The following is a 22066-nucleotide window of genomic DNA, read 5'->3' on the forward strand; positions in this document are numbered from 1 at the left end:
TGCTTATGATCTGGATTATTATCTTTGAACTAAGTGCAACGAACTAAACTTTAGGAATAAAAGATTTTAAGCGTTAGCGACTTTGTCGCTTTTTTTTGGGGTGAGGCGGTCTTACGACTGAAAGAACTAAACAAACTTCTGCCCCTAGGGAGTTGAATGGATCCGATTGATACAAGGTATATTACCACTTTAGGTACGTCACGATTCTTCGGTTGCGGTCACGAATTCTATTTCTTTCAGACACTTACCTTATGATACAATGAGATTCATATGAATGGATGAATTTCTAAGAATTATCATACATTTCCTTATTGCTTATATAACCTTATGAATTTTAGGTGTTTTGATGAATGATCTTATGACAATGGGCTTGATTGGTGTTGCTGTAGTAGCTGTTCTAGGTTTAGGGATCCGCGTTGTATTGAAGTTTAAATCTAGCAATAGCGTTAAGAATAATTTGAAAGGTGTAGACATCGGTGGCGACTTTGTTGGTCGTGATAAGAAATAATAAATGACTTTGTTCAATCGGCTAAAAAACGTCCTAATTAAAGGTGATTATGCGGGGAGGGACATGGTAAAGAATGTCCTTCCTAAGCCAACTCAACTCGAGCACTTATCAAAAGCTTATAAAGATGAGGTCACTGGCAAGCAACTGACCTTTGAGTTTATTGATGAGTTGCAACACTATAAGACCAAAAAAAAGAAGCGTAGAGACCTAGCACAGAAGCTGTCTGATGTAGGTCTTTCAGAGTTTATTGAAGATGCAGAAGAACTAAAAGAGCTAATTACTAAACTCATTTTGAAGTATCAGCATTACAACTCAGCACAAAAAATAATCACTTATCTTCTAGCAGATGTTGAGTCTATCTTTAATACAGAGATTAAACCGAAGCTACATCCTAGTATTTCAGTATCTGAAGTAAAAATTCTCTTAAGAACATGTGTTGAAATAGAGATCTCCGAAAAGTTAGGGGAAAATGTTTTAGAAATATACCATAGGCAGATTAATGGAATGGTATTTTATTTGACCGGTAACTGTCATCTGGAGTGGGATGAATGTTAGTTTACAACAAGTCTATAGACGTAAATCATACAGTCTTAAGGTTATCTGCTTTATCGATGGAGCTAGATGGAAAGGAAGTGGAAAAGGATAGGCTGAGAATTCTTGATTTTATTTTGGCACACCCTGTTCATATATCTAAAATGAAACTTGGTCGAGATATGATCAAAGAAAGGAATATGTTTAAGTCGTTTTCTAATAACTATCAAAACTACAGTGATAATAATTTATTTGAGATAATGAAACCTGTTCAAGATATGGCTATTTGTTACTTGGAAACTCTAGGCGTTATTAATCTTGTAAGAGATACAAATAGACTGGAATTAAATTATGACAAAGTGTCTCCAGAGGTGAAAGATATTATTTCTAAAGAGATAAATAGTATATCGTCACAAGCAGTATCTTTTATAAAAAATCACCTTATAGATATGGACTTAGTAGGTGATGATGGTTTGAAATCAGCAAGTAATTTAATGGGATGTAAATATGATGCTATATAACCCATCATTAAGAGTCTCCAAACTTATAGCTACTAAAAATAGTAGTTATATGTATGACGAAGACTTTCACCATGGAATAAATATTCTTAGCGGATGTAATGGTGGAGGGAAGACCTCAATCATCCAATTGCTAGTTTTTGGGATGGGATATGAAGTAAGTAACTGGAAAGATGAAGCTGGTGCATGTGATTCCGTATATATTGGATTAAAGGTAAATGGCATTGATATTACGATAAAAAGAGATATCAATGGCAAAGAAAAACAACCAATGTGGTTCTGTTTTATGCCAATTGCTGATTCTCTAAATGCTGGGATTGAAAACTGGAAAAAACACTCATATTCATCACAATACGGTAGTATTAGTTTTTCTCAAAAGTTGTTTGATATTCTTAATATTCCTGAAGCTAAGGCAGATGCAAATAACAATAATGTTACTATGCACCAAGTGTTGAGACTTATTTATGGTGATCAATCTAACGCGTCAGGTAATATTTTTAATATAGAGCCGTTTGACTCAGCATTTAAGAGAGAGTCTATAGGTAACTATCTGTTAGGCCTATACGATAACGACCTTTATGCCTATAAAATATCACTTATTGAAGAAGATAAGAAACTCACCAAGTTAGTCTCAGAGATTACAGCTATACATTCGGTTGTTGGTAAAACGTCATTTTCTAGAGAGCATAGCTCTATTGAAGATGAAAAGCAGGACTACTTAAATCAGATCGTCGAACTAAATAAGGATTTGATTAATAGTAAGTTAGAGTCTTTTGGTGAATATAAAGATGAGAAGTCTACATCTGAAAAAATCGCTATTAACAACATTAATCTGAAAACAAATCTTTATGAGTGTGAGAGTGAAATAAGAATACTTCAGTATGATATTGAAGACTCAGGGCAATTTATATCAGAACTTAAAAACAAAAAATTAGCTATTAAAGACGCAATTATTGTTAACAAGTCAATATCAAACTTCTCTTTTCAAGTCTGCCCTTGTTGTCAGTCAAAACTGAACTCAATGAAAGAGAATAGTTGCGGATTATGTGGCTCAGAAACTAATGACAAAGGTGAAGCAAACGAAAACTTATTGCGTATGTCAAGTGAAATAGATCTTCAACTTGCTGAGTCTAATCGAATAATCGAACGGAAAAATAAAAAACTTACGCTTCTTAAAGAAAAGAGAAAAGACGTAAGAACGCAGTTGAGGAAAAGTATTTCGGAAAGTTCGTCTGTCATAACATCTATAAATAACAAGAATGAATCAAAGATATATGCTGGCTATCAGAAGATTGGCTATCTAGAAGAAAAAATTGAGAACCTAGATAAAATCGCTGAACTATTAAATTCAATAGCAGTTCTTACTGATGAAAGAGATAGGACTCAAGAGACAGTCAACGATCTTAAAGATAAAGTATCTAGAAAAGAAAATATTTATAGATTGAGGGAGCCTGAAGTTAGAGAATCTATTTCAAAGAACCTGATCTCAGTTCTTAAGAAAGATATTGGTTCGGAGGATGAGTTTGCTTCTGCTAAAAATATAGAATTTGATTTTGCATCCAATAGTATATCAGTTAATGGTAAATCATCTTTTTCTGAAAGTGGTATGGTCTATTTATATAATTCATTTAGGCTAGCATTATTGATGACATCACTGGAGAAAACATACCTACGTGTTCCTAGGTTTTTGATTCTTGATGGTATTGAGAATGGTGGTATGGAAGATAGTCGTTCTAAAAACTTTCAAAAAGCTGTTCATGATCTTCTTTCTGATTCTCAAGTTGAATTTCAAATTATTTTTGCAACCAAGAGTATTGAAGGGTCGTTAGACACCAATGATTATATCGTAGGAACGACATTTACCAGAAATAGTAAGAGTTTGAATTTCAAAGCATGATAGGCATAGTAATAAAGCTACACGTAAGTCTATAGGTATGTTGACTTTAATCAATCAGTCAATAACGGAATGTAGTGGATAAGAGAATTTGGCCAGCCATATTTAGGATGGCCAAATCATTACTGCAGCAGATAAGACAGAGCGCTTATGGGTCTTAACTCGGAACTGTCCAGAGGTATGTTGGCGGCGTTAGCTAACACACTTTTGCGCTACTATTCTTTAGTTAGGTCTATCAATAACAAAGCCCTATCGACATGATGAGTTACTTTCCATGATCGAAATGTGTTGGCAAATCTCAAGTTTTACTATGCCCAATGTAAAGCTTGATGGTCAATGTGATAGAGCGATCATTCCTATACATTCGCATGTCGTCATGAAGCGGATACGATGGATAACAATGGAGGTTTTAATGTATACATTCAATAACGCTATTGAGAACGGCGACATTATCTTGGTTCGGGGAGCAGCTAAACATAGTGCAATTATCGCTAAGATGACTAATGGCCATTTTTCACATGCTATGGTTTATCTTGGGAACGGGCGTTTTCTTGAAGCTATAACGAAATCAGGTGTACAAGTTACTAGTCATGTTCGAATATCTGTTAGAGACAAAAAGAATGTAGTGGTATTACGATGTAACTTTGATGACCTAGAAACAAAAAGAAAAGTTCATGGGTACATAGCACAAAATTACGCTTCTTATCAGGGTAGGGCTTATAGTTATATTGGTGCTGCAAAATCCATAACAAAAGACAAAGTAGATAGAACAGCAGGTAGTTACTTTTGTTCACATCTAGTTGCGTCTTTATATTCAGATGCTGGTGTTCCGTTACTAAAATTATCACCGCATAAAGTCAAACCAAATGATTTATTAGAGTCAAAATTACTTGTAGATGTAACTACAGAAGTGCTAGGAACCTACTCCGAAGAGACATTGAAGAGAATGGAGCGAATGAATGACTCATTAGATTGTATAGATGATAGTGGTACTACTACTCTTTCAAAGGATGCCTTGAGTCATCAAACCTTACTCAAAAATACAAAAAAATATTTCACTCGAGTGGGATTACCCCAACCTGCAAAGTGTTCAGACTTTTTTGACGTATTAACTGATCCGAGAAATGCTCGCTGTTCTTCGAAACTAGATCATCAAATATGTCGAGAGTATAAAAAGTTAAAAATAAATAGCCATTTGAAAGATGCTTTAAATGAGCCTGATTTTTACATAGATATGGATAATTTGAAAAATGAAATAAATGATTATGGATATGACTACGGCAAGGACACATATAATGGATATAACCATCAACTTACTCAGCTTATCCTTAAGCATAAGGATATAAAGCAACAATCTTATTTAGTAACTGAAATTCATTCTAAGTTCAATTTGAAGTACACCAAGTTGAAAGTGGAGTATTACGAATTAATATTACAAATGTCCCAAGATATTATCGACTACTTATTGGACGCCTGTAAATATATTGAAGACGCATTTTCTGATAAGCAGCACGAACTTCAAGATTTAAAGCTACGAATTGTAGCGCAGACCTTAAATTCTCAAGCAGTAGTTGTAGAGCCTGAAGCGCTTTTATCGCTTTGAATTCCATAATAAGAAGAAAAAGTGTTCACGAGTAATAACGTCAATCAATATAGTATACGTACGTTTCTAGAAAGCTTTGGCAGATGCTATTTTACATCTGCCAAAAATAACAACTTGATATCAAGATACTCGGTGTGGGAATTCTTTGAAGCCATTTTCCATCACGAATATCTTGTCTTCACTATTAATCACCCAGCGTAGCCCAGCATCAACCCAGCCACCATCAGACTGCTGATACTCAACCGAGATGATGAAAGATAGATAGTTACCATTTCGGTCTCCGTAAGCGCGTTCCAGTGGGTACTTTGTGCGGATGTTGCCGTGAGTGCTGTATGTGTACATCGTGTTGCCTCTTTTAGATAGATTCATAGGTATTTCCTACGTCGTTCGTTGCTTTCCATTTAATCTAGGGATAAGGCATATACACGTATAGTAAAAAATTGAGGGTACGAAAATCACTTACTCGATAAGCTCATTTAAAGTCAATGTGTTTTTAAGATTATGATTTTATGGGCTTTTGTTTTATTTCTGTTTGATTTGTTTGTTTTTTAATCTTGAAAATAATTTAATATGGGCGTGAACTCACGCCCTAAAAAGACAAGTCAAGTCTTTATATCAATTGAAATCTTAGATAGTTGGTAGGTATAACTTAGGTAAGTCGCTTCGTGATGAACTGTACTAACAAGGGAGATAGCTGCTGAAGTCACTTAACTACATCTGAAGTAATTCATAGTAAGTCGAAGGTAAATGTGATCTCTCCCCAAGAATTTTGTTAGTGTTATAGTTCGACAAAAAGGGATTCCCGTCAGGCGAACTAGGCGACTTATTAAAATTGTGCCTTGCTCTCAAAATTGAAGGGCTTGATAGTGTCGTCAAGCCATTGAAAAGAATGTAATTAAACAAAAGTTCACGCTGATAACGTGAGCTTTTTTGTTTTTCAGTTCTACACAATTTCACAGGAATGGTGAAGCTTGAAGAATTACTACTCTTGCTTTCCTATAAATTACGCAATCGATAACGTGTAAATAATGTTATACGGGGTGTTTTAAATATAAAACACAAAAAAAATTGCGTTTATTTTCAATTAGTGATTGAAACTAGAGTTTTTACTAGTTAAGTTACAGGGAACAAGAAGATTAGTGCTGATAGAAAGTGACGTGAGACAACGTACATTCAGCTCAAGGATAGAAAAAAGGAAGAAGTAAGCAATGTTCCAGACTGATGATGTAAGAATTAACAAAGTAAAAGAGTTATTACCACCTGTTGCTGTTTTAGAAAAGTTTGCAGCGACAGAAATTGCTTCTTCTACAACCTTTGAAAGCCGTAAAGCGATTCACAATATTTTAGAAGATAGTGACGATCGCTTGCTTGTAATTGTTGGTCCATGTTCTATTCATGACACAGAAGCTGCTCTTGAGTACGGCAAGCGTTTAAAAGTGCTGCGTGACGAACTCGGCGATAAGCTTGAAATCGTAATGCGTGTTTACTTTGAAAAACCACGCACAACGGTAGGTTGGAAAGGTCTAATCAACGACCCGTACATGAACGATACGTTCAAACTAAATGATGGCCTTCGTTTAGGACGTAAGCTACTGCTTGACCTAACTGACATGGGCATGCCAACGGCAAGTGAATTCCTAGATATGATCACGCCTCAATACGTTGCTGACCTAATCAGTTGGGGTGCAATTGGCGCACGTACGACAGAATCTCAAGTTCACCGTGAGCTGGCTTCAGGCCTATCTTGCCCAGTTGGTTTTAAGAATGGTACTGATGGCAACATCAAGATCGCAACAGATGCTATTCGCTCTGCTAGCGCTTCTCACCACTTCTTATCGGTAACTAAGTACGGTCATTCAGCTATTGTTGAAACAGCAGGTAACCCTGATTGTCATATCATCCTACGTGGTGGTAAAGAGCCAAACTACAGCGCAGAACACGTTGGTAAGATCAAAGAAGAGCTAGCAGCTTCAGGTCTTCCACAAAAAGTAATGATCGATTTCAGCCACGCAAACAGTTCTAAGCAGTTTAAGCGTCAAATGAATGTATCTGATGACGTAAGTGCACAAATTTCTGGCGGCGACAAAGCTATCTTTGGTGTGATGATCGAGTCTCATCTAGTTGAAGGTCGTCAAGACCTTGTTGATGGTAAAGCAGCAACTTACGGTCAATCTGTTACTGACGCATGTATTGGTTGGGAAGATACTGAAACAGTACTTCGCCAGTTGGCAGACGCTGTTGAAGCTCGCCGTAACAAATAGACCAATTACAGTCAGCGACTAAGCTACTGAAAATTCAAAGCCCTTATTAGCAATCGTTAGTAAGGGCTTTTTTATGGTTTTTAGTTGAAAATTGGAAGCACCTTGTACTCTTAAATGAGAAAAGACAGTAGCTCGTTGACTTTAAATGATAACAAAGCTCTATCTTGTTTGGTTTCAACGTTAAGGCGTATTAATGGTTCTGTATTCGATTGTCTTAGGTTGAAGCGCCATGTTCCCATATCCATACTGATACCGTCTGTATGATCGATCTCAACGGCATTATCTCGGTAGTGCGATAACACGCAAGCCATGACCTGCTCGGGGTCTGAAACTTTGCGATTTATCTCTCCGGAAGAGGGGAATTTCTGCATACTGGTACTCGTCAATTGATGAAGAGATTGTTGAGTCTTCGACATCAGTTCGATAACCAGTAGCCAAGGAATCATCCCTGAGTCGCAATATCCAAAATCACGAAAATAATGGTGTGCGCTCATTTCTCCACCATACACTGCGTTTAACTCTCGCATTTTCTCTTTGATCAAAGCATGTCCAGCTTTTACGCCAACAGCGTTTCCACCTAGTCTTTCTGCGATCTCTATTGTATTCCATGTCATGCGCATGTCGTGCAGTACAGTTGCATTAGAGTCTTTTAGCAAGAAGGCTTCGGTTAGCAGACCAACGATGTAGTAACCTTCAATGTAATTGCCTTTTTCATCGAAGAAAAAGCAGCGGTCGAAGTCTCCATCCCATGCAATTCCAAGGTCTGCAGAATGTTCTAAAACGGCATCTCGAGTGGCTGCTTGACTCTCTCTAATCAAAGGGTTTGGAATACCATTGGGGAAGTCTCCATCGGGCGTATGATGAACCTTGACGAAAGTGATAGAGGCACTGAGTTTGTTAAATTTATTCTCTAAAGCATCAATGACATGTCCTGCGACGCCGTTTCCTGCATTAACTACAATCTTCATTGGCGAAAGCTTAGAAGGTGATATATAGGAGAGTAGGTGGTCTACATAAGGGGCGAGAATACTAGTCGGTCTACTAGAGTTACTTGGTTGCACATAAACGAGCGGTAAATTGCTGTTTAGCTCTTGTTCGAGTACTTCAATGCGTCGTTTGATTTCATCTAAACCACTGTTTTTACTAATAGGGCTAGCGTCTACACCGACCAATTTCATGCCGTTATAATTGATTGGGTTATGGCTAGCTGTAATTTGTATTCCGCCAATCGCTTTTAGGGAACGTGTCGCAAAGTAGACTTCTTCTGTGCCAGTCATACCTAGGTCTATCACGGTAATCCCTGACTCGATTAAGCCTTTGGTCATGGCTTCTTGTAATGAAAGAGACGTTTCGCGGTTATCACGACCAATCACCACTTGCGCCAAGTCATCGAATGAGGTTTCAGGCGTAGCGGACAGGACATATTCGCCAAATGCTCTACCAAGCAGGTAAGCAAGGCGCTCATTGATTTGTTTACCAATGATTCCTCGGATATCGTTATTTTTAAAGCAGCTGAGCTCTAAATTCTGTTTCATTCTATTGTGGCTGCTCTAGTTCGATTTGTTGATTTGAGGTGAGCTAGATTGTTTGCTCCGCCCGTAACTATCTTGATATCGAATAATGTCGTCTTCACTCAAATGGCTACCGGTTTGTACTTCGATCATTTCGAGTGGAGTGTCCCCTGGGTTCTCTAGGCTGTGAATATGGCCTAAAGGGATGTAAGTGGATTGATCTTCTTCAACCAGATAGGTTTTCTCATCGTTGGTCACTTTCGCAGTACCCGCCACGACTACCCAATGTTCCGCTCTATGGTGGTGCATTTGTAACGACAACTTGTGACCGGGTTTTACGGTGATACGTTTAACTTTGTCGCGCTGGCCTAGATCGATAACATCGTATTTACCCCAAGGTCTAAACACCTCACGATGATGCAAATGTTCTGTGCGACCGGCTTGATTCAGTTGACTGACAATCGATTTAACACCTTGAACCTTGTCTTTTTTCGCAACCAATATAGCGTCTTTGGTTTCGACAATAATGAGGTTCTCGACACCTACCGTCGCAACCAGCTTGTTTTCAGCGTGGATGTAGTTGTACTGAGAATCGACAGTTAACACATCGCCTTCAATCACATTGTTGTGTTCATCTTTATCACTGACATCCCAGATTGCAGACCATGAACCAATATCATTCCAACCAACATCCATCGGGATCACCGCAGCATCCGACGTTTTTTCCATCACGGCATAGTCGATAGAGTCGCTCGGGCTGCTTTGGAATGCTTCGGCGTCAATACGGATAAAATCGAGGTCGGTGTTTTGCGTTGTGAGAGCGAGTTTACAGGCCGTTAAGATCTCTGGACGATGTTCAGCAAGTTCTTCAAGGTAGCGTGATGCTCTAAACATGAACATACCGCTGTTCCAGAGGTATTGCCCTGAATTAACGTATTGTTCTGCGGTTGCTAGATCTGGTTTTTCAACGAAACATTCAATGGCAAAAGCATGATGGGAGAGTGGTTCTCCTTGTTTTATATAACCATAGCCAGTTTCTGGTACGTTTGGAGTAATACCAAAAGTAACCAGTTTACCTTGTTTTGCGTATTCAACGCCTCTTGCCACCGTTTGCTGAAATGCAGCTGTTTTTGCGATGTGATGATCTGCAGCCAGCACTAATAATATTGGGTCAGATTTATGTTGTTGGCTGCTGTTCGAGTGACCTAAAGCCTGTAACGCAGCTAGTGCGATGGCTGGGGCTGTATTTCTACCTACAGGTTCTAACAATATTCCACTGTGTTGGATATTGGATGCTCGAGCTTGTTCTGCGGCAATGAAGCGATGCTCTTCATTACAGATGATGAGCGGGGCATCGCAGTTACTATCCGTTAAGTACTCATCAAGACCTTGCAGTCGTTGAAGTGTTTGCTGAAGCATGGACTGCTTGCCGGCAATATTGAGAAATTGCTTAGGGTAAAGCTCGCGAGATAGTGGCCAGAGACGACTTCCGGAGCCGCCAGCTAGAATGACAGGTACAATCATAGAGTGGTAATTGGGTGCATTGGAAGACTGGCACCATGTTACCACGCTTCACCTTTTTTGCTTATCGCTAAGAAATTTACTTAACGATAAGCAATATAGGTGTGCTTATTGATGCGCTTCTGGATTGGACATGATCATAGCTTGAGCTTCGCTAAAACCTTGAGGATCAATTTTGAGTGTTTGTGTTGGGAATGCGATATCCGCATTGTGTTTATGGATGATCGCTAGCACCTGTAACAGAACATCTTGCTTAACTTCATGGTATCTCACCCAGTTGACCGTTTTTGTAAAGGTGTAGATAAAGAAATTAAGCGTTGATGGCCCAAATTTATCAAAGTTAACGATCAGCGTCTGTTTGGCATCAATATCTGGGTGCGTTTCAAGCATGGCTTTTACGTCATCCACAATAACAGCCAACTTGCTTGCGTCTTCGTAACGAAGCCCGAAGGTTTCATTAATTCGGCGGTTTAGCATTCGCGATGGATTCTCCACCACAATGTTACTGAATACCGAGTTTGGTACGTACAAAGGGCGTTTATCGAAGGTGCGAATGATGGTCATACGCCAGCCTATACGTTCGACTGTACCTTCAATTTGGCGGTCAGGTGAGCGAATCCAGTCTCCGACTTTAAAAGGGCGGTCGAAGTAGATCATCATGCCACCAAAGAAGTTCGATAGTAGATCTTTTGCTGCCAAACCAACGATTAAACCACCCACACCACCAAAGGTGAGTAAGCCTGACAGGCTGAGCCCAAATGCCTGCATGATCGTCAGGCCGCCCATAACCATAAAGAACAGACGAGCTACTTTTGCAATTGCTTGTACTGTGGTTTCATCTCTGTTTTTCTGCTCTAAGATGTACGCTTCAGCATTGGTGATCATTCGTAAGGTGAACCAAACGAAGGTACATATGATCAATATGTGCTTGAGCGTTTTTAACCAGTTGATTTCGTTGCCAAACTGGCCTTGAAGGATCAACCCGATAGATACGGTCGCGGGCCAACACCAAAGTAACGTACTGACAGGGGTTTTCAGTGCCTCTAGTAGCAGGTCATCCCAGTGAAAGTGGGTTCTCTGTGCCAGAACTTCCAAGCGATTATGGATAATTCGCCAAGCTACCCAAGCGAGAAAACTTGCAATAGTGATGAATAGGACGCTGTTTGCCCAATCACTATGGCTCTGGTTGATGTAGGTTTGTACTTGGGTTATGAATTCATTCATTGTGTGTGCTGCCGCAGAAATTATGAATTGGAAATTAGCAGAAACTCGAGTTGTTCTCTACCTTTATAAATCAAGCGATTATGACAATAGTATAACCTTATTATTACAGAACTAACTTTTTTTGAGATAGAAACTAATGTAGGTTTGGCTATCCAGTGTAATTAAAATTTCTAAACAGGATTTCAAATGAGCGACAAACAATATGCAGTTATCGGTTTAGGGCGTTTTGGTCTGTCAGTTTGCAAAGAGCTGCAAGGTTCAGGGGCGCAGGTATTAGCCGTCGATATTGATGAAGAGCGAGTGAAAGAAGCAGCGGCTTTCGTTTCACAAGCTATTGTTGCGAACTGTACGAGCGAAGAGACGGTTACAGAGCTAAGGCTCGATGATTACGACATGGTCATGGTGTCGATTGGCTCTGATGTTAACTCCAGTATTCTAACCACTCTGGTGGTGAAAGAGTCAGGCGCAAAAGCCGTCTGGGTGAAGGCGAACGATAAATTCCACGGCAAGATCCTCTCTAAGATTGGGGCTGACCATATCATCATGCCAGAGCGCGATATGGGTATTCGTGTTGCACGTAAGATGTTAGACAGGCGCGTTCTGGAGTTTATTGACCTTGGCAGTGATTTGGCCATGACTGAAATTGTTATTGGTTCAAAACTCTTGGGTAAGCAACTTCGTGACTTGAAGCTTTGCAAAGAGGTAGGTGTCGAAGTTCTTGGATTTAAGCGCGGACCTAATCTCACTAAAGCACCTGAACTGGATATTAGTTTAGAAATCGGAGATGTGGTGATCATCGCTGGGCCTAAAGAGACCCTATCTAGAAAGCTACGTAATTGGTAATGGGAACTTGTAATAGGGTAACAGTATGAATTCGTTTCAGCGAAAAGGTACTTTCTACACACTCACAAGAGATGAAAAGCCGCGTAAAGGCTCTGAACCTAAGATAATCCTGACCAGCTTTTTGGCGGTTCTTATTCCCTCGGCCATCTTACTTACGATGCCCGTATTTTCTGTCACAGGGCTCAGTTTCACAGATGCATTGTTTACTGCGACTTCTGCAATCAGCGTAACAGGGTTAGGAGTCGTTGATACGGGCGAACACTTTACTTTGGCCGGGAAAATCTTGCTGATGTTCTTGATGCAAGTGGGCGGGTTAGGGCAGATGACCTTATCTGCGGTTCTTCTGTACATGTTCGGTGTTCGGTTAAGTTTAAAGCAACAAGCATTGGCGAAAGAAGCATTAGGGCAAGATCGTAAGATTAACCTGCGTAAGCTAGTAAAGAAGATCATCATCTTTGCGTTAGTGGCGGAATTTATCGGCTTTGTATTGCTTTGTTTCCGCTGGGTTCCTGAAATGGGATGGGCAACAGGCAGCTTCTACGCACTGTTTCATGCGATATCAGCATTCAATAACGCGGGTTTCGCTCTGTTCTCAGATAGTATGATGAGCTTTGTTGACGATCCACTGGTGATTCTTACCTTAGCAGGCTTGTTTATTTTCGGCGGGCTAGGCTTTACAGTGGTCGGCGATTTGTCGAGTAACTGGCGTAAAGGCTTTCGACATCTGCATCTACACACCAAGATTATGCTAACAGCGACACCGACTCTATTGTTGGTCGGCACGGTGATGTTTTGGCTTTTGGAGAGGAATAACTCAGCAACCATGGAGGGGTTATCGACTCAAGGGCAGTGGCTGGCAGCGTTTTTCCAGTCGGCGAGTGCTCGTACTGCTGGCTTTAATAGTGTGGATTTGTCTCAATACACTCAGCCTGCATTGCTGGTGATGATTGTTTTGATGTTGATTGGTGCAGGTTCTACCTCAACGGGTGGTGGTATTAAGGTTTCGACCTTTGCGGTTGCCTTTGTCGCGACGTGGACGTTTTTACGTCAGAAAAAACATGTAGTGATGTTTAAGCGCACTGTCACATGGCAAGCGGTAACAAAGTCATTGGCCATTATTGTGGTAAGTGGGGCGTTATTAACCACCGCGATGTTTCTGTTAATGCTTACTGAAAAGGCTGCGTTTGATCGAGTGATGTTTGAGGTGATTTCAGCCTTTGCAACGGTAGGACTGACGGCTGGATTAACTGCGAATCTGACTGAGCCAGGTAAATACATCATGATTGTTGTTATGGTGATCGGGCGTATCGGTCCTTTAACGTTAGCTTATATGTTAGCTCGGCCAGAACCTTCTTTGTTGAAATACCCAGAAGATACGGTGTTAACGGGTTAATAATGCTAAGAGGCTAGAGTTAATCCTTCTTGTTAGAGCGTTAGAAAAACGAAAGCCAGCGATATGCTGGCTTTGTTGTTTATGAATAGAATTCTGTGGAATTGAGTCTTTAGCTAGCCCTCAAACATCTCAACGTATTCTTCGTAGCCTTCTTCCGCTAATTTATCCGCTGGGATAAAGCGCATCGCAGCTGAGTTCATGCAGTAACGCAAACCTGTCGGTTTAGGACCATCTTTAAATACATGACCTAGATGAGAATCTCCAAATTTACTACGGACCTCTGTTCTTGGGTAAAGCAGTTTGTAGTCAGTAGTGGTTACTACATAAGCTTCGCTGATTGGCTGTGTGAAGCTCGGCCAGCCTGTACCTGATTTGTATTTGTCTTTTGACGAGAACAAAGGCTCACCGGTGACGATATCAACGTAAATACCTTCTTGCTTGTTATCCCAGTATTTGTTGTCAAACGGGCGCTCTGTTGCATCGTCTTGTGTTACATCGTACTGCAGTGAGGTTAGTTTCGCCTTAATCTCAGCATCAGACGGTTTAACGTAGGTCTTAGCGTTTGCTGTCGCATTTTTGCTGTCGATGATCTGGCGGATAGTTTGTGGGTTTTCCTTTCTATCATCACCGAAGATTTTATCTAAATATTGATCACGACCGGAAGCGTAACGGTAATAGTTATAACGAACCTTGCTCTTTTTGTAATAATCTTGGTGGTAACCTTCGGCAGGCCAGAACTTTTCAAACTTAATCAGTTCTGTTTTTAGTGGTTCACCGAAGATCTGAGCCTTGTCGATCTCCATCATGAAGTTTTGAGCGACGTCTTTTTGGTCTTGGTTATGATAGAAGATAGCAGGTCGATATTGTGGACCACGGTCTACAAAAGACCCTTTGTCATCGGTTGGATCGATATGTCGGAAGAATTGGTCAAGAACCTGTTCATAGCTAACCACATCAGGATTATAGGTCACGTTGATTACTTCTATGTGACCAGATTTGCCCGAAGAGACCTGTTTGTAGGTTGGGTTTTCCAGTTCACCACCAGAGTATCCAGAGATAACGTCGGTCACGCCTTTTAGTTTCTCTAGATCGGACTCCGTACACCAAAAACAACCACCAGCCAGTGTCGCGATTTCACTTTTACCTGAATTAGCCGTTTTATCCATTGTATTGGCAGTGCCAGTCTGGCTTACAAACAGCGAAATCAGTGGTAGCGCAACCACGAGTGATACCAATATTTTAGATAATTTATTCATAGATACCTCATCTTGACGTTCTTCTCATTCGATTTTGAATGTACGAATAGAGACAGGTTTTAGATGAAAAAAATTGCATCGTTCACAAAAAATATGTCGCCGAGAACATCTTGCTCATAAATGCCGCCAGTAGTAGGGTGTCAGTATTGATATCCAATAATAGATACTGATGGCGGTTATCGTACATCTAAGGAACAACATGCAAGCAGAAGTTAAATGGGTCGAAGGCTTTAAATTCCTAGGTCAATCTCAATCAGGTCACTCTGTCGTGATGGATGGAAGTGGCGGTGCTACTGCGCCAAGCCCGATGGAAATGGTGTTAATGGCTGCCGGTGGTTGTAGCTCTGTTGATGTGGTTGATGGTTTGAAATCTGCTGGCCAAAATATCACAGGCTGCAATGCAAAACTTGAAACCACACGTCGTGAAACCGCACCAAAAATCTTTACCGTGATTAACATTCATTTTGAAGTGTCTGGTGACAACCTAGATCCTGAGTTGGTGGCTAAAGTGTGTGCTGACTCTTTAGAAAAGTACTGCTCAGTGTGCTTAATGCTGGGTGCTGGCGTTGAAATGACGCACAGCTGGGAAATCGTTTAGTTTTCTGATTGTTGAGCTTGGCTCACAGCTTAGAGCAACAGCAGACAAAGAAAGGGGCGGAGCACTTTGAGTGCTCCGCCCTTATTATTTCGGCTAAGGTAGAGTGCTATTATTCAGTCGTTTCTACAATAACTTCTTCAATTTGAGCTTCTTCTTGGTATTCAAAGCTTGGGATCGTTGCGTCAACACGACGGTTTTGCGCACGGCCTTCAGCGGTAGCGTTTGATGCGATTGGGTTTTCTTCCCCTTCACCAGAAGCCGTAATACGCTCAGCTTCAATTCCTTGCTCTTCGATGTATGCAGCTACAGCGGCAGCACGTTTCTTAGAAATCATCATGTTGTATTCTGCCGCACCAGTTGAGTCAGTGTGGCCAACAATGTTAACGGTCGATTGAGGGTGCGCTTGTAAGACTTCAACAATTGGCTGTACAGCTGTTTTACCTTCTTCTGAAAGCTCTGTGCTGTTAGTCGCAAATGTACCTTGAGAGAAGCTCTCGGTTTGCGCTTTAGTAACAACTACCGCTGCTTCTTCTTCAATAACCACAGTTTCTGGCTCGGTGATTGGCTCAGAAGGTGCTTGAGTCACTGCCGCCGCAGAAGCTGCAGCCGCTGCTGATGCGGTTGTGTTACCTGTACCGAAGTTGTAGCTAAGGCCAACAGTCACAAGGTTGGAGTTAAGGTTTTGAATGATCTTATCATCAAAATCATCGAAGTATTGGTATTCAACTCTCAGCATCCAATCGTCTGAAAACTGTTTCTCAGCGCCGATACCTAAGGCTAATACAACGTCGTCTTCGTCGTCATGCATGATGTAAGCAGGACCTGCTTTGAAGAAGATATCAAACTCTTGTTTAATCGCTAGTCGATACATCGGGCTCAAAGAAATGGCTACGATAGAATCGCTATATGTTTTAGGCGTTCCGTTGTTGTTAAAGCTGGTATCATAATCACCTAAGTAATCTGCATTCAATTCAAGAGTAATGTTATCGGTAAAGTTGTAACCACCGTAAATACCACCCGCAACAGAATCATCTTCACACTTTTCACCGCTTACACAAGCGCTATCTAGCCAACCCATGCCAACTTTTGCGCCTACGTATGTCGTTGCGGCAATGGATGGAGCAGCAGCGAAACCTGAAGCTGCAATCACAGCACACATGATTTTTGAAAGTTTTTTCATAATCTTATCCTTGGATTAATTTTTATTGTTATCTGAACTGGCCATTAAATCGAAAACTTACCGTGTGGGACACTGCAACGGTAAGTAAATCAAGGCTTTAATTCAGTCAGGGCCTTTTCAGGAACTGTTAACACATTGTTAGTCTGATTGCTTATGAGAGTCAATGTGATTGTTGGGATTTATATTTTTCAAGGTGCCTATTTATAGCTTTTTTGTCGAAAAATTGTTGTCTCAAATGTTGGAAACGAAGAAACCTCGCATCATTTTTACGTGATACGAGGTTTCATTTTGCATGTGTGCGGATTATTGGGCTACAGACCCTGATTTGCAGAAGTGGCAGGAGTTATGGACGCTCACCTGCTAGTAAGCGCTTCTCGATATCAGCAATGATACCTGGCAGATCTGCAATAGTATCGATCAGGTAGTGTGGGTTTGATTTGTTTAGCTTCACGCTGGCTTTTTCACGTGCATCGGCGAGTGTTGCTTCATCTGCGTCTAAGTATTCTTGGTAGGTGAAGCCAGCTTCGTTGCCTGATAGTACAAGGCCTACTGTCCACATGCCTGCGTTGTGGCCTTCATCGATACCCGGCGCAGCGTCATCTACTTTCACACATGCAGCGACGTTTGTTACACCTAGATCTATCACGTTTTTAAGAGCCATAAATGGAGCTGGGCGGCCACCTTGAGGTAAGTCATCCGTTGCAACTACGTTGTCTGGTCGGTAACCGTAATCTGCCGCAGCAGGGATTAGCACATCCATCACTTCACGTGGGTAACCAGAACAAGAGCCAATTTTTACATTCTTTTCTTTTAGGTTATTTACAACTTCAATTGCGTTTAAAATTGGTGCTGCGTGGTCTGCTACTTTTGCTTTCTGAAGAGGCATGAATGCCGCGTAGATCGCATCAACGTCTTCACTTGTCATCGAGCGTCCGAACTGAGCCTTCCAACGAGCGTCAACAGCAGGAATTCGACCCACTGCTTGGATGTGGTCCCATTTGCCGATCCCCATAGGTTCACGCGCTTCTGCTAAGTCGATGTCAAAGTCGAAACCTTGTTTGAATGCTTCAACGAAGATGCTAGTCGGAGCAAACGATCCAAAATCAACGATAGTGCCAGCCCAGTCAAAGATAACCGCTTGGATAGGTGATGTTGTGTTCATAATAGTGTCCTATTTTTGTGTCACTCCCAGTTCAAAGTACTGGGAGAACAAATGATTGTTTGAGGTTATTGGTTTAAATGTTGATTTAGATAACGAATCAAAGGTATTCAAAGTCTTTGCAGACTTTTGCTATTGCGTTTTCGAAGACAGACATAGCGACTGCTAGTTCGCTGCGGCTGATGATCAATGGTGGGCTCAATTGAATCACGTTACCTTGTGATACCTTAAAGCTCAGACCATCGTTCAGACATTGGTAAAGTACTGCTTCTGCTTCATCGAACGCTCGGGTTTTGGTGATATGGTCGGTGACCAACTCCACGCCCCAGAGCAGGCCAATGCCGCGAATGTCACCAATGACTGGGTACTTCTCTTTCATTTGAAGTAGCTGTTCACGTACGAATGTGCTGTCTGCTTGTACTTTTTCAAGTAGGTTTTCTTGCTCAATCACTTCCATGGTGGCCAGTGCTGCCGCGCAGCCAATAGGGCTTTTCTCATGGGTGTAGTGACCCAGTGAAACTTGCGCTGCTGTGTTGTATTTGTCTTTGGTTACCATGGCTGCAATTGGAACCAAGCCGCCGCCAAAACCTTTACCAATACAGAGAATGTCAGGTTCGATATCAAACGCTTGGTGTGTGAACCATTCACCGCTACGACCCATGCCATTTGGGATGTCATCAATGATCAACATGACGTTGTGTTTGTCACAGATCTCACGGATGCGTTTCCAATAAGCCTTACTTGGGACTTGAACGTCAGTGTTACGCACTGCTTCTGCAATGAAGGCTCCAATACCTCCCTCTTTTTCAATGACATACTCTAAATAGTCGGCATAGTGAACGTCGCATGCAGTTTCGTTTGCATTGATTGCGCTATTCTCGTTAAGCGGGAAAGCACCACGATAAGAGACGGCTGGTGGGATACGTTCTACGCCAGCCATTAACGGGCCCATACCTTCGCGGAAACAAGCTTCACCACCCACTGAAATTGCATCCAGTGACGCGCCATGGAATGAGTCCCACAATGAAACGACTTTGAAGTTGTTGGTGACATGTCGAGCCAGTTTGAGTGCCATGCCGATAACAGAAGTACCACCTGGAGCAAACAACACGCGGTTCAATTCACCACCGCAGATCTGTGTCAGCTTTTCAGCACACTGAACGGCTGTTTCATTGGTAAAGCGACGCGGTGAAAACGGCAATGACGCCATTTGTTGAGTCACTTTATTAATGATGTGTGGGTGGCCATAACCTAGCTGATGAACATTGTTACCATGAAAGTCCATGTACTTCTTGCCAGTCGCATCTTGAATGTAGATGCCTTCTGCGGCTTCAAGTGTGTCTAGGCAAGGCGTTGACATCGCTTGATGAAGAAATACATCAGAGTCACGTTTTAACATCGCTTGAGTTGCATCATCGTTTAGCGACTCGTTCCATTTCTCACGCGCTAATGTGGTGTTCACATCGCCTTCGCTTCGAAAGTGTGTCGCCTTTAGAACTGGCTCTTGATTGGTCATAGTCATTATTTTATGTCCCAGTACATAGCGTTTTTCACAGCGCCAATGAGGGCTTCAATGTCAGAAGGGTAAACCTCACCGATGTTACCGATGCGGAAGCAGTCTGCGTTTGAAACTTTGCCCGGATAAATCACAAACCCTTGCTCTTTCAAACGGTCATAGAATTCCTTGAATTGGTAATCGCTATGAGCTGGAGAATAGAAAGAGGTGATGATCGGTGAATGAAGGTCATCATTTAACAGAGGTTCAAAACCAAGAGAGCGCATACCAGCAACCAATGTAGTTTGGTTGGTTCGGTAACGATTATGACGAGCTTCGATGCCGCCTTCCTGTTCCAGTTCAAGCAGAGCTTGGTAGAAAGCACGCACTGTGTGAGTCGGAGAGGTGAATCGCCATTTACCGTGATTGCTTTCCATGCAGTGCCATTGGTCAAACAGATCAAGGCTTAATGAGCGAGCTTGGCCTTTACACTTTTCAAGTTCCGATTGCTTGGCAATAACAAAGCCGAACCCCGGTACGCCTTGGATACATTTATTTGCCGAGCTGATCATGTAGTCGATGCCTAAGTCAGCAATATCCATCGGGATGCCACCAAAGCTCGACATTGCATCAAGAATGACGATTTTGTTGTGCTGCTTTGCCAATTTGGCAATGTCTTCAATTGGATTCAGCATGCCAGTCGTGGTTTCACAGTGCACAATCGCAACGTGAGTAATGTCTGAATCCATGGCCAATGCCGTTTCCATTTCGTTCAAGTCAGGCTGTGATGTTTCACCTGGGGAAACGACATGGCATGGAATGTTTAAATAGTCTGCGATTTGAGCAATACGAGCACCATACGCACCGTTATCAACAACCAGAAGCTTACCGCTGTTAGAGATAACACTGCCAATCGTAGCTTCAACTGAAGCGGTGCCGCTACCTTGCATTAATACGCTTGTGTATCCCGCTTGCTTAGTCGCCAAAGCCACTAGCTTGCTACGAATCACTTCAACAACGTCTTTGTTGTATTCATCATCCCAAGTACACCAGTCTTTTAGCATCGCTTGGCGAACGGTTTCAGAAGTAGATAGAGGACCTGGTGTCAGTAATAAGTATTCGTTTCTCATGTTCAATTCTCGTGATTTCTATTTTGGACTATACCAATTGTTGCGATTACTTTAACAACCAATTTAAACGGTCGTAAATAGCCCAAACGTTATTTTCACAAAAGCTTCATATTCAAATTTGTCACTTGTGTTGAGAAATTTTCCGATCTTTAAATTGCCATTTTTTGTTCATTTAATCGTCATAAAAGCCAATTAGCCTAACACTCGAAATCTGGTACATACCAATACGAAGGTGTGTGTTAACAACCTAACTGAATTTATGGATATAGAAGCATCTTGATGGGGCTTCTAACTTCTAACCTTGGCATCGGGCCTGACTGGAGAAAATGATGAAAAACCGTTTTATGAAAGGATCACTTGCAGCGTTAGTCACTCTACTCGCTGGTAATGCTTATGCAGCACAGGAAGTGACGGTTTACACCGCTTTTGAAACTGACATTTTAGCGAAATACAAAAACGCATTTGAAAGTGAAAACCCAGACATCAACATCAAATGGGTTCGTGATTCAACTGGGATCATGACGGCAAAATTATTGGCCGAGAAAAACAACCCTCGTGCAGAAGTAGTATGGGGTCTTGCGGGCTCTTCTATGGCTTTGCTTAAAGAAGAGGGCATTCTGAAACCTTATACGCCTCAAGGTGTAGAAGCATTACGCGCTAACCTTAACGACCCACAGTCTACTCAAGCTTGGTATGGCAATGACGCATTCTTTAATGCAGTTTGCTTTAACGAAGTGGTGGCTAAGCAATTGAATCTACCGGCACCTAAGTCTTGGGATGACCTAACGAAGCCTATCTACAAGGGCCATATTGCTATGCCAAACCCAGCGTCTTCTGGTACGGGCTACATGCAGGTTTCGGCTTGGCTACAAAACATGGGTGAAGACCAAGGTTGGAACTACATGCAGAAGCTAGACCAAAACATCGCTCACTACACGCACTCTGGTTCTAAGCCATGTGTTCAAGCGGGTATGGGTGAAGTCGCTATCGGTATTTCTATGGCGAGCCGTGGCGCTAAGCTGAAAACTCAAGGCGCGCCACTTTCTGTGATTACACCGGAAGGTATCGGTTGGGAATCTGAAGCGGTAGGTCTTGTTAAGCCTTCGGATGCTGCGCAGCGCGTTGTTGATTGGTCTATTTCTAAAGCGGCAAACGAGCTTTACATCGAAATGTACCCAGTTGTTGGTCACCAAGATGTGACAGGCAAAGCAGAGAACTTCCCTAATGTAGAAAATAACATGGCAAAAATGGACTTCGCTCGCATGGGTAGCGAACGTGCTGACGTTCTTAAAACATGGTCTGAGAAGTTTGACGCTAAATCAGAGCCAAAATCCTAATCTGCCGATCTATTCAGTTAATTAACTATTTAGTTCATTAGAAGTTAGAAATCAGTAAAGGAAGGCTTCGGTCTTCCTTTTTTAGTTTTACGCCTTTAGGTTTT

At 41.6% G+C, this 22066-nt stretch carries 19 protein-coding genes and 1 pseudogene; 11 read left to right on the top strand and 9 right to left on the bottom strand.

Annotation, left to right across the window (positions count from 1 at the left end):
* The first annotated feature begins 346 nt into the window (after positions 1 to 346).
* From FTW16_RS24435 to FTW16_RS03530, 5 genes are all read left to right on the top strand, one after another.
* The gene (locus tag FTW16_RS24435; RefSeq protein WP_186443260.1) at positions 347 to 508 is read left to right on the top strand and encodes a hypothetical protein; all 162 of its coding nucleotides are present in this window, start codon (positions 347 to 349) and stop codon (positions 506 to 508) included.
* A gap of 63 nt (positions 509 to 571) precedes the next feature.
* On the top strand, positions 572 to 1063 hold the full coding sequence (locus FTW16_RS03515) for an ABC-three component system protein (protein WP_219908195.1): 492 nt from the start codon (positions 572 to 574) through the stop codon (positions 1061 to 1063).
* Positions 1057 to 1560 carry an ABC-three component system middle component 5 gene (locus tag FTW16_RS03520; RefSeq protein ID WP_108202751.1) on the top strand — a complete coding sequence of 168 codons (504 nt, stop codon included), beginning with the start codon at positions 1057 to 1059 and terminating at the stop codon, positions 1558 to 1560. Before FTW16_RS03515 ends, FTW16_RS03520 begins: the two co-directional genes overlap by 7 nt.
* On the top strand, positions 1547 to 3454 hold the full coding sequence (locus FTW16_RS03525; protein ID WP_108202750.1) for an AAA family ATPase: 1908 nt from the start codon (positions 1547 to 1549) through the stop codon (positions 3452 to 3454). The genes FTW16_RS03520 and FTW16_RS03525 overlap by 14 nt, the downstream gene beginning before the upstream one ends.
* A 409-nt stretch (positions 3455 to 3863) precedes the next feature.
* Positions 3864 to 5054 carry a hypothetical protein gene (locus FTW16_RS03530; protein ID WP_186728021.1) on the top strand — a complete coding sequence of 397 codons (1191 nt, stop codon included), beginning with the start codon at positions 3864 to 3866 and terminating at the stop codon, positions 5052 to 5054.
* Positions 5055 to 5174: 120 nt separating this feature from the next.
* Here the strand turns inward: FTW16_RS03530 and FTW16_RS03535 are convergent, their stop codons facing one another.
* Positions 5175 to 5423, bottom strand: a complete 249-nt coding sequence (locus FTW16_RS03535; RefSeq protein ID WP_108202748.1) for a hypothetical protein — start codon at positions 5421 to 5423, stop codon at positions 5175 to 5177.
* A 415-nt stretch (positions 5424 to 5838) separates the two neighbouring features.
* Between FTW16_RS03535 and FTW16_RS03540 the strand changes: the two are divergent.
* Together FTW16_RS03540 and aroG are read left to right on the top strand one after the other, a co-directional pair.
* Positions 5839 to 5949: pseudogene (locus tag FTW16_RS03540) on the top strand (putative quorum-sensing-regulated virulence factor); the annotation flags it as partial.
* Between the two features lie 313 nt (positions 5950 to 6262).
* On the top strand, positions 6263 to 7315 hold the full coding sequence (gene aroG / locus FTW16_RS03545; RefSeq protein ID WP_060981594.1) for a 3-deoxy-7-phosphoheptulonate synthase AroG: 1053 nt from the start codon (positions 6263 to 6265) through the stop codon (positions 7313 to 7315).
* Positions 7316 to 7425: 110 nt separating this feature from the next.
* On the opposite strand, the gene FTW16_RS03550 is transcribed toward aroG, so the two are convergent.
* From FTW16_RS03550 to FTW16_RS03560, 3 genes are all read right to left on the bottom strand, one after another.
* Positions 7426 to 8850, bottom strand: coding sequence for a phosphomannomutase CpsG (locus tag FTW16_RS03550; protein WP_146490068.1), 1425 nt, complete (start codon positions 8848 to 8850; stop codon positions 7426 to 7428).
* A 15-nt stretch (positions 8851 to 8865) separates the two neighbouring features.
* Positions 8866 to 10350 carry a mannose-1-phosphate guanylyltransferase/mannose-6-phosphate isomerase gene (locus tag FTW16_RS03555; RefSeq protein ID WP_146490203.1) on the bottom strand — a complete coding sequence of 495 codons (1485 nt, stop codon included), beginning with the start codon at positions 10348 to 10350 and terminating at the stop codon, positions 8866 to 8868.
* Between the two features lie 105 nt (positions 10351 to 10455).
* Positions 10456 to 11571 carry a mechanosensitive ion channel family protein gene (locus FTW16_RS03560; RefSeq protein WP_146490069.1) on the bottom strand — a complete coding sequence of 372 codons (1116 nt, stop codon included), beginning with the start codon at positions 11569 to 11571 and terminating at the stop codon, positions 10456 to 10458.
* 186 nt (positions 11572 to 11757) lie between these two features.
* On the opposite strand from FTW16_RS03560, the gene FTW16_RS03565 reads away from it, so the two are divergent.
* Complete coding sequence (locus tag FTW16_RS03565; RefSeq protein WP_146490070.1) at positions 11758 to 12414, top strand: potassium channel family protein; 657 nt, start codon at positions 11758 to 11760, stop codon at positions 12412 to 12414.
* Positions 12415 to 12439: 25 nt separating this feature from the next.
* Positions 12440 to 13807, top strand: a complete 1368-nt coding sequence (locus tag FTW16_RS03570; RefSeq protein WP_146490071.1) for a TrkH family potassium uptake protein — start codon at positions 12440 to 12442, stop codon at positions 13805 to 13807.
* Positions 13808 to 13920: 113 nt separating this feature from the next.
* On the opposite strand, the gene msrB is transcribed toward FTW16_RS03570, so the two are convergent.
* Entirely contained in the window at positions 13921 to 15063 is a 1143-nt protein-coding gene (gene msrB / locus FTW16_RS03575) for a peptide-methionine (R)-S-oxide reductase MsrB (RefSeq protein WP_146490072.1), read from the bottom strand.
* Between the two features lie 199 nt (positions 15064 to 15262).
* Between msrB and FTW16_RS03580 the strand changes: the two genes are divergently transcribed.
* Positions 15263 to 15661, top strand: a complete 399-nt coding sequence (locus tag FTW16_RS03580; RefSeq protein ID WP_017068628.1) for an OsmC family protein — start codon at positions 15263 to 15265, stop codon at positions 15659 to 15661.
* A gap of 109 nt (positions 15662 to 15770) precedes the next feature.
* On the opposite strand, the gene FTW16_RS03585 is transcribed toward FTW16_RS03580, so the two are convergent.
* The 4 genes from FTW16_RS03585 to phnW all read right to left on the bottom strand — a co-directional run bounded on the left by FTW16_RS03585 (position 15771) and on the right by phnW (position 20625).
* On the bottom strand, positions 15771 to 16841 hold the full coding sequence (locus FTW16_RS03585) for an OmpA family protein (protein WP_146490073.1): 1071 nt from the start codon (positions 16839 to 16841) through the stop codon (positions 15771 to 15773).
* Positions 16842 to 17184: 343 nt separating this feature from the next.
* Positions 17185 to 18003 (bottom strand): phosphonoacetaldehyde hydrolase, encoded by an 819-nt coding sequence (phnX, locus tag FTW16_RS03590; protein ID WP_146490074.1) that lies wholly within the window; start codon positions 18001 to 18003, stop codon positions 17185 to 17187.
* Positions 18004 to 18100: 97 nt separating this feature from the next.
* Positions 18101 to 19522: an aspartate aminotransferase family protein gene (locus FTW16_RS03595; RefSeq protein ID WP_146490075.1), complete on the bottom strand. Its 1422-nt coding sequence runs from the start codon at positions 19520 to 19522 to the stop codon at positions 18101 to 18103.
* Positions 19522 to 20625 (bottom strand): 2-aminoethylphosphonate--pyruvate transaminase, encoded by a 1104-nt coding sequence (phnW, locus tag FTW16_RS03600; RefSeq protein WP_146490076.1) that lies wholly within the window; start codon positions 20623 to 20625, stop codon positions 19522 to 19524. The genes FTW16_RS03595 and phnW overlap by 1 nt, the downstream gene beginning before the upstream one ends.
* 326 nt (positions 20626 to 20951) lie before the next feature.
* Here phnW and FTW16_RS03605 point away from each other — a divergent pair, with 326 nt between their 5' ends.
* Positions 20952 to 21962 carry a putative 2-aminoethylphosphonate ABC transporter substrate-binding protein gene (locus FTW16_RS03605; protein WP_146490077.1) on the top strand — a complete coding sequence of 337 codons (1011 nt, stop codon included), beginning with the start codon at positions 20952 to 20954 and terminating at the stop codon, positions 21960 to 21962.
* Positions 21963 to 22066 lie beyond the last annotated feature (104 nt).

The organism is Vibrio sp. T20 (genome assembly GCF_007858795.1).
Classification (GTDB): domain Bacteria; phylum Pseudomonadota; class Gammaproteobacteria; order Enterobacterales; family Vibrionaceae; genus Vibrio; species Vibrio satsumensis.

What these genes read in the sequence shown, in the direction of transcription:
- FTW16_RS24435 (WP_186443260.1), top strand. Translation starts at nt 347, where the DNA reads ATGAATGATCTTATGACAATGGGCTTGATTGGTGTTGCTGTAGTAGCT.
- FTW16_RS03515 (WP_219908195.1), top strand. Translation starts at nt 572, where the DNA reads ATGGTAAAGAATGTCCTTCCTAAGCCAACTCAACTCGAGCACTTATCA.
- FTW16_RS03520 (WP_108202751.1), top strand. Translation starts at nt 1,057, where the DNA reads ATGTTAGTTTACAACAAGTCTATAGACGTAAATCATACAGTCTTAAGG.
- FTW16_RS03525 (WP_108202750.1), top strand. Translation starts at nt 1,547, where the DNA reads ATGATGCTATATAACCCATCATTAAGAGTCTCCAAACTTATAGCTACT.
- FTW16_RS03530 (WP_186728021.1), top strand. Translation starts at nt 3,864, where the DNA reads ATGTATACATTCAATAACGCTATTGAGAACGGCGACATTATCTTGGTT.
- FTW16_RS03535 (WP_108202748.1), bottom strand. Translation starts at nt 5,423, where the DNA reads ATGAATCTATCTAAAAGAGGCAACACGATGTACACATACAGCACTCAC.
- aroG (WP_060981594.1), top strand. Translation starts at nt 6,263, where the DNA reads ATGTTCCAGACTGATGATGTAAGAATTAACAAAGTAAAAGAGTTATTA.
- FTW16_RS03550 (WP_146490068.1), bottom strand. Translation starts at nt 8,850, where the DNA reads ATGAAACAGAATTTAGAGCTCAGCTGCTTTAAAAATAACGATATCCGA.
- FTW16_RS03555 (WP_146490203.1), bottom strand. Translation starts at nt 10,350, where the DNA reads ATGATTGTACCTGTCATTCTAGCTGGCGGCTCCGGAAGTCGTCTCTGG.
- FTW16_RS03560 (WP_146490069.1), bottom strand. Translation starts at nt 11,571, where the DNA reads ATGAATGAATTCATAACCCAAGTACAAACCTACATCAACCAGAGCCAT.
- FTW16_RS03565 (WP_146490070.1), top strand. Translation starts at nt 11,758, where the DNA reads ATGAGCGACAAACAATATGCAGTTATCGGTTTAGGGCGTTTTGGTCTG.
- FTW16_RS03570 (WP_146490071.1), top strand. Translation starts at nt 12,440, where the DNA reads ATGAATTCGTTTCAGCGAAAAGGTACTTTCTACACACTCACAAGAGAT.
- msrB (WP_146490072.1), bottom strand. Translation starts at nt 15,063, where the DNA reads ATGAATAAATTATCTAAAATATTGGTATCACTCGTGGTTGCGCTACCA.
- FTW16_RS03580 (WP_017068628.1), top strand. Translation starts at nt 15,263, where the DNA reads ATGCAAGCAGAAGTTAAATGGGTCGAAGGCTTTAAATTCCTAGGTCAA.
- FTW16_RS03585 (WP_146490073.1), bottom strand. Translation starts at nt 16,841, where the DNA reads ATGAAAAAACTTTCAAAAATCATGTGTGCTGTGATTGCAGCTTCAGGT.
- phnX (WP_146490074.1), bottom strand. Translation starts at nt 18,003, where the DNA reads ATGAACACAACATCACCTATCCAAGCGGTTATCTTTGACTGGGCTGGC.
- FTW16_RS03595 (WP_146490075.1), bottom strand. Translation starts at nt 19,522, where the DNA reads ATGACTATGACCAATCAAGAGCCAGTTCTAAAGGCGACACACTTTCGA.
- phnW (WP_146490076.1), bottom strand. Translation starts at nt 20,625, where the DNA reads ATGAGAAACGAATACTTATTACTGACACCAGGTCCTCTATCTACTTCT.
- FTW16_RS03605 (WP_146490077.1), top strand. Translation starts at nt 20,952, where the DNA reads ATGATGAAAAACCGTTTTATGAAAGGATCACTTGCAGCGTTAGTCACT.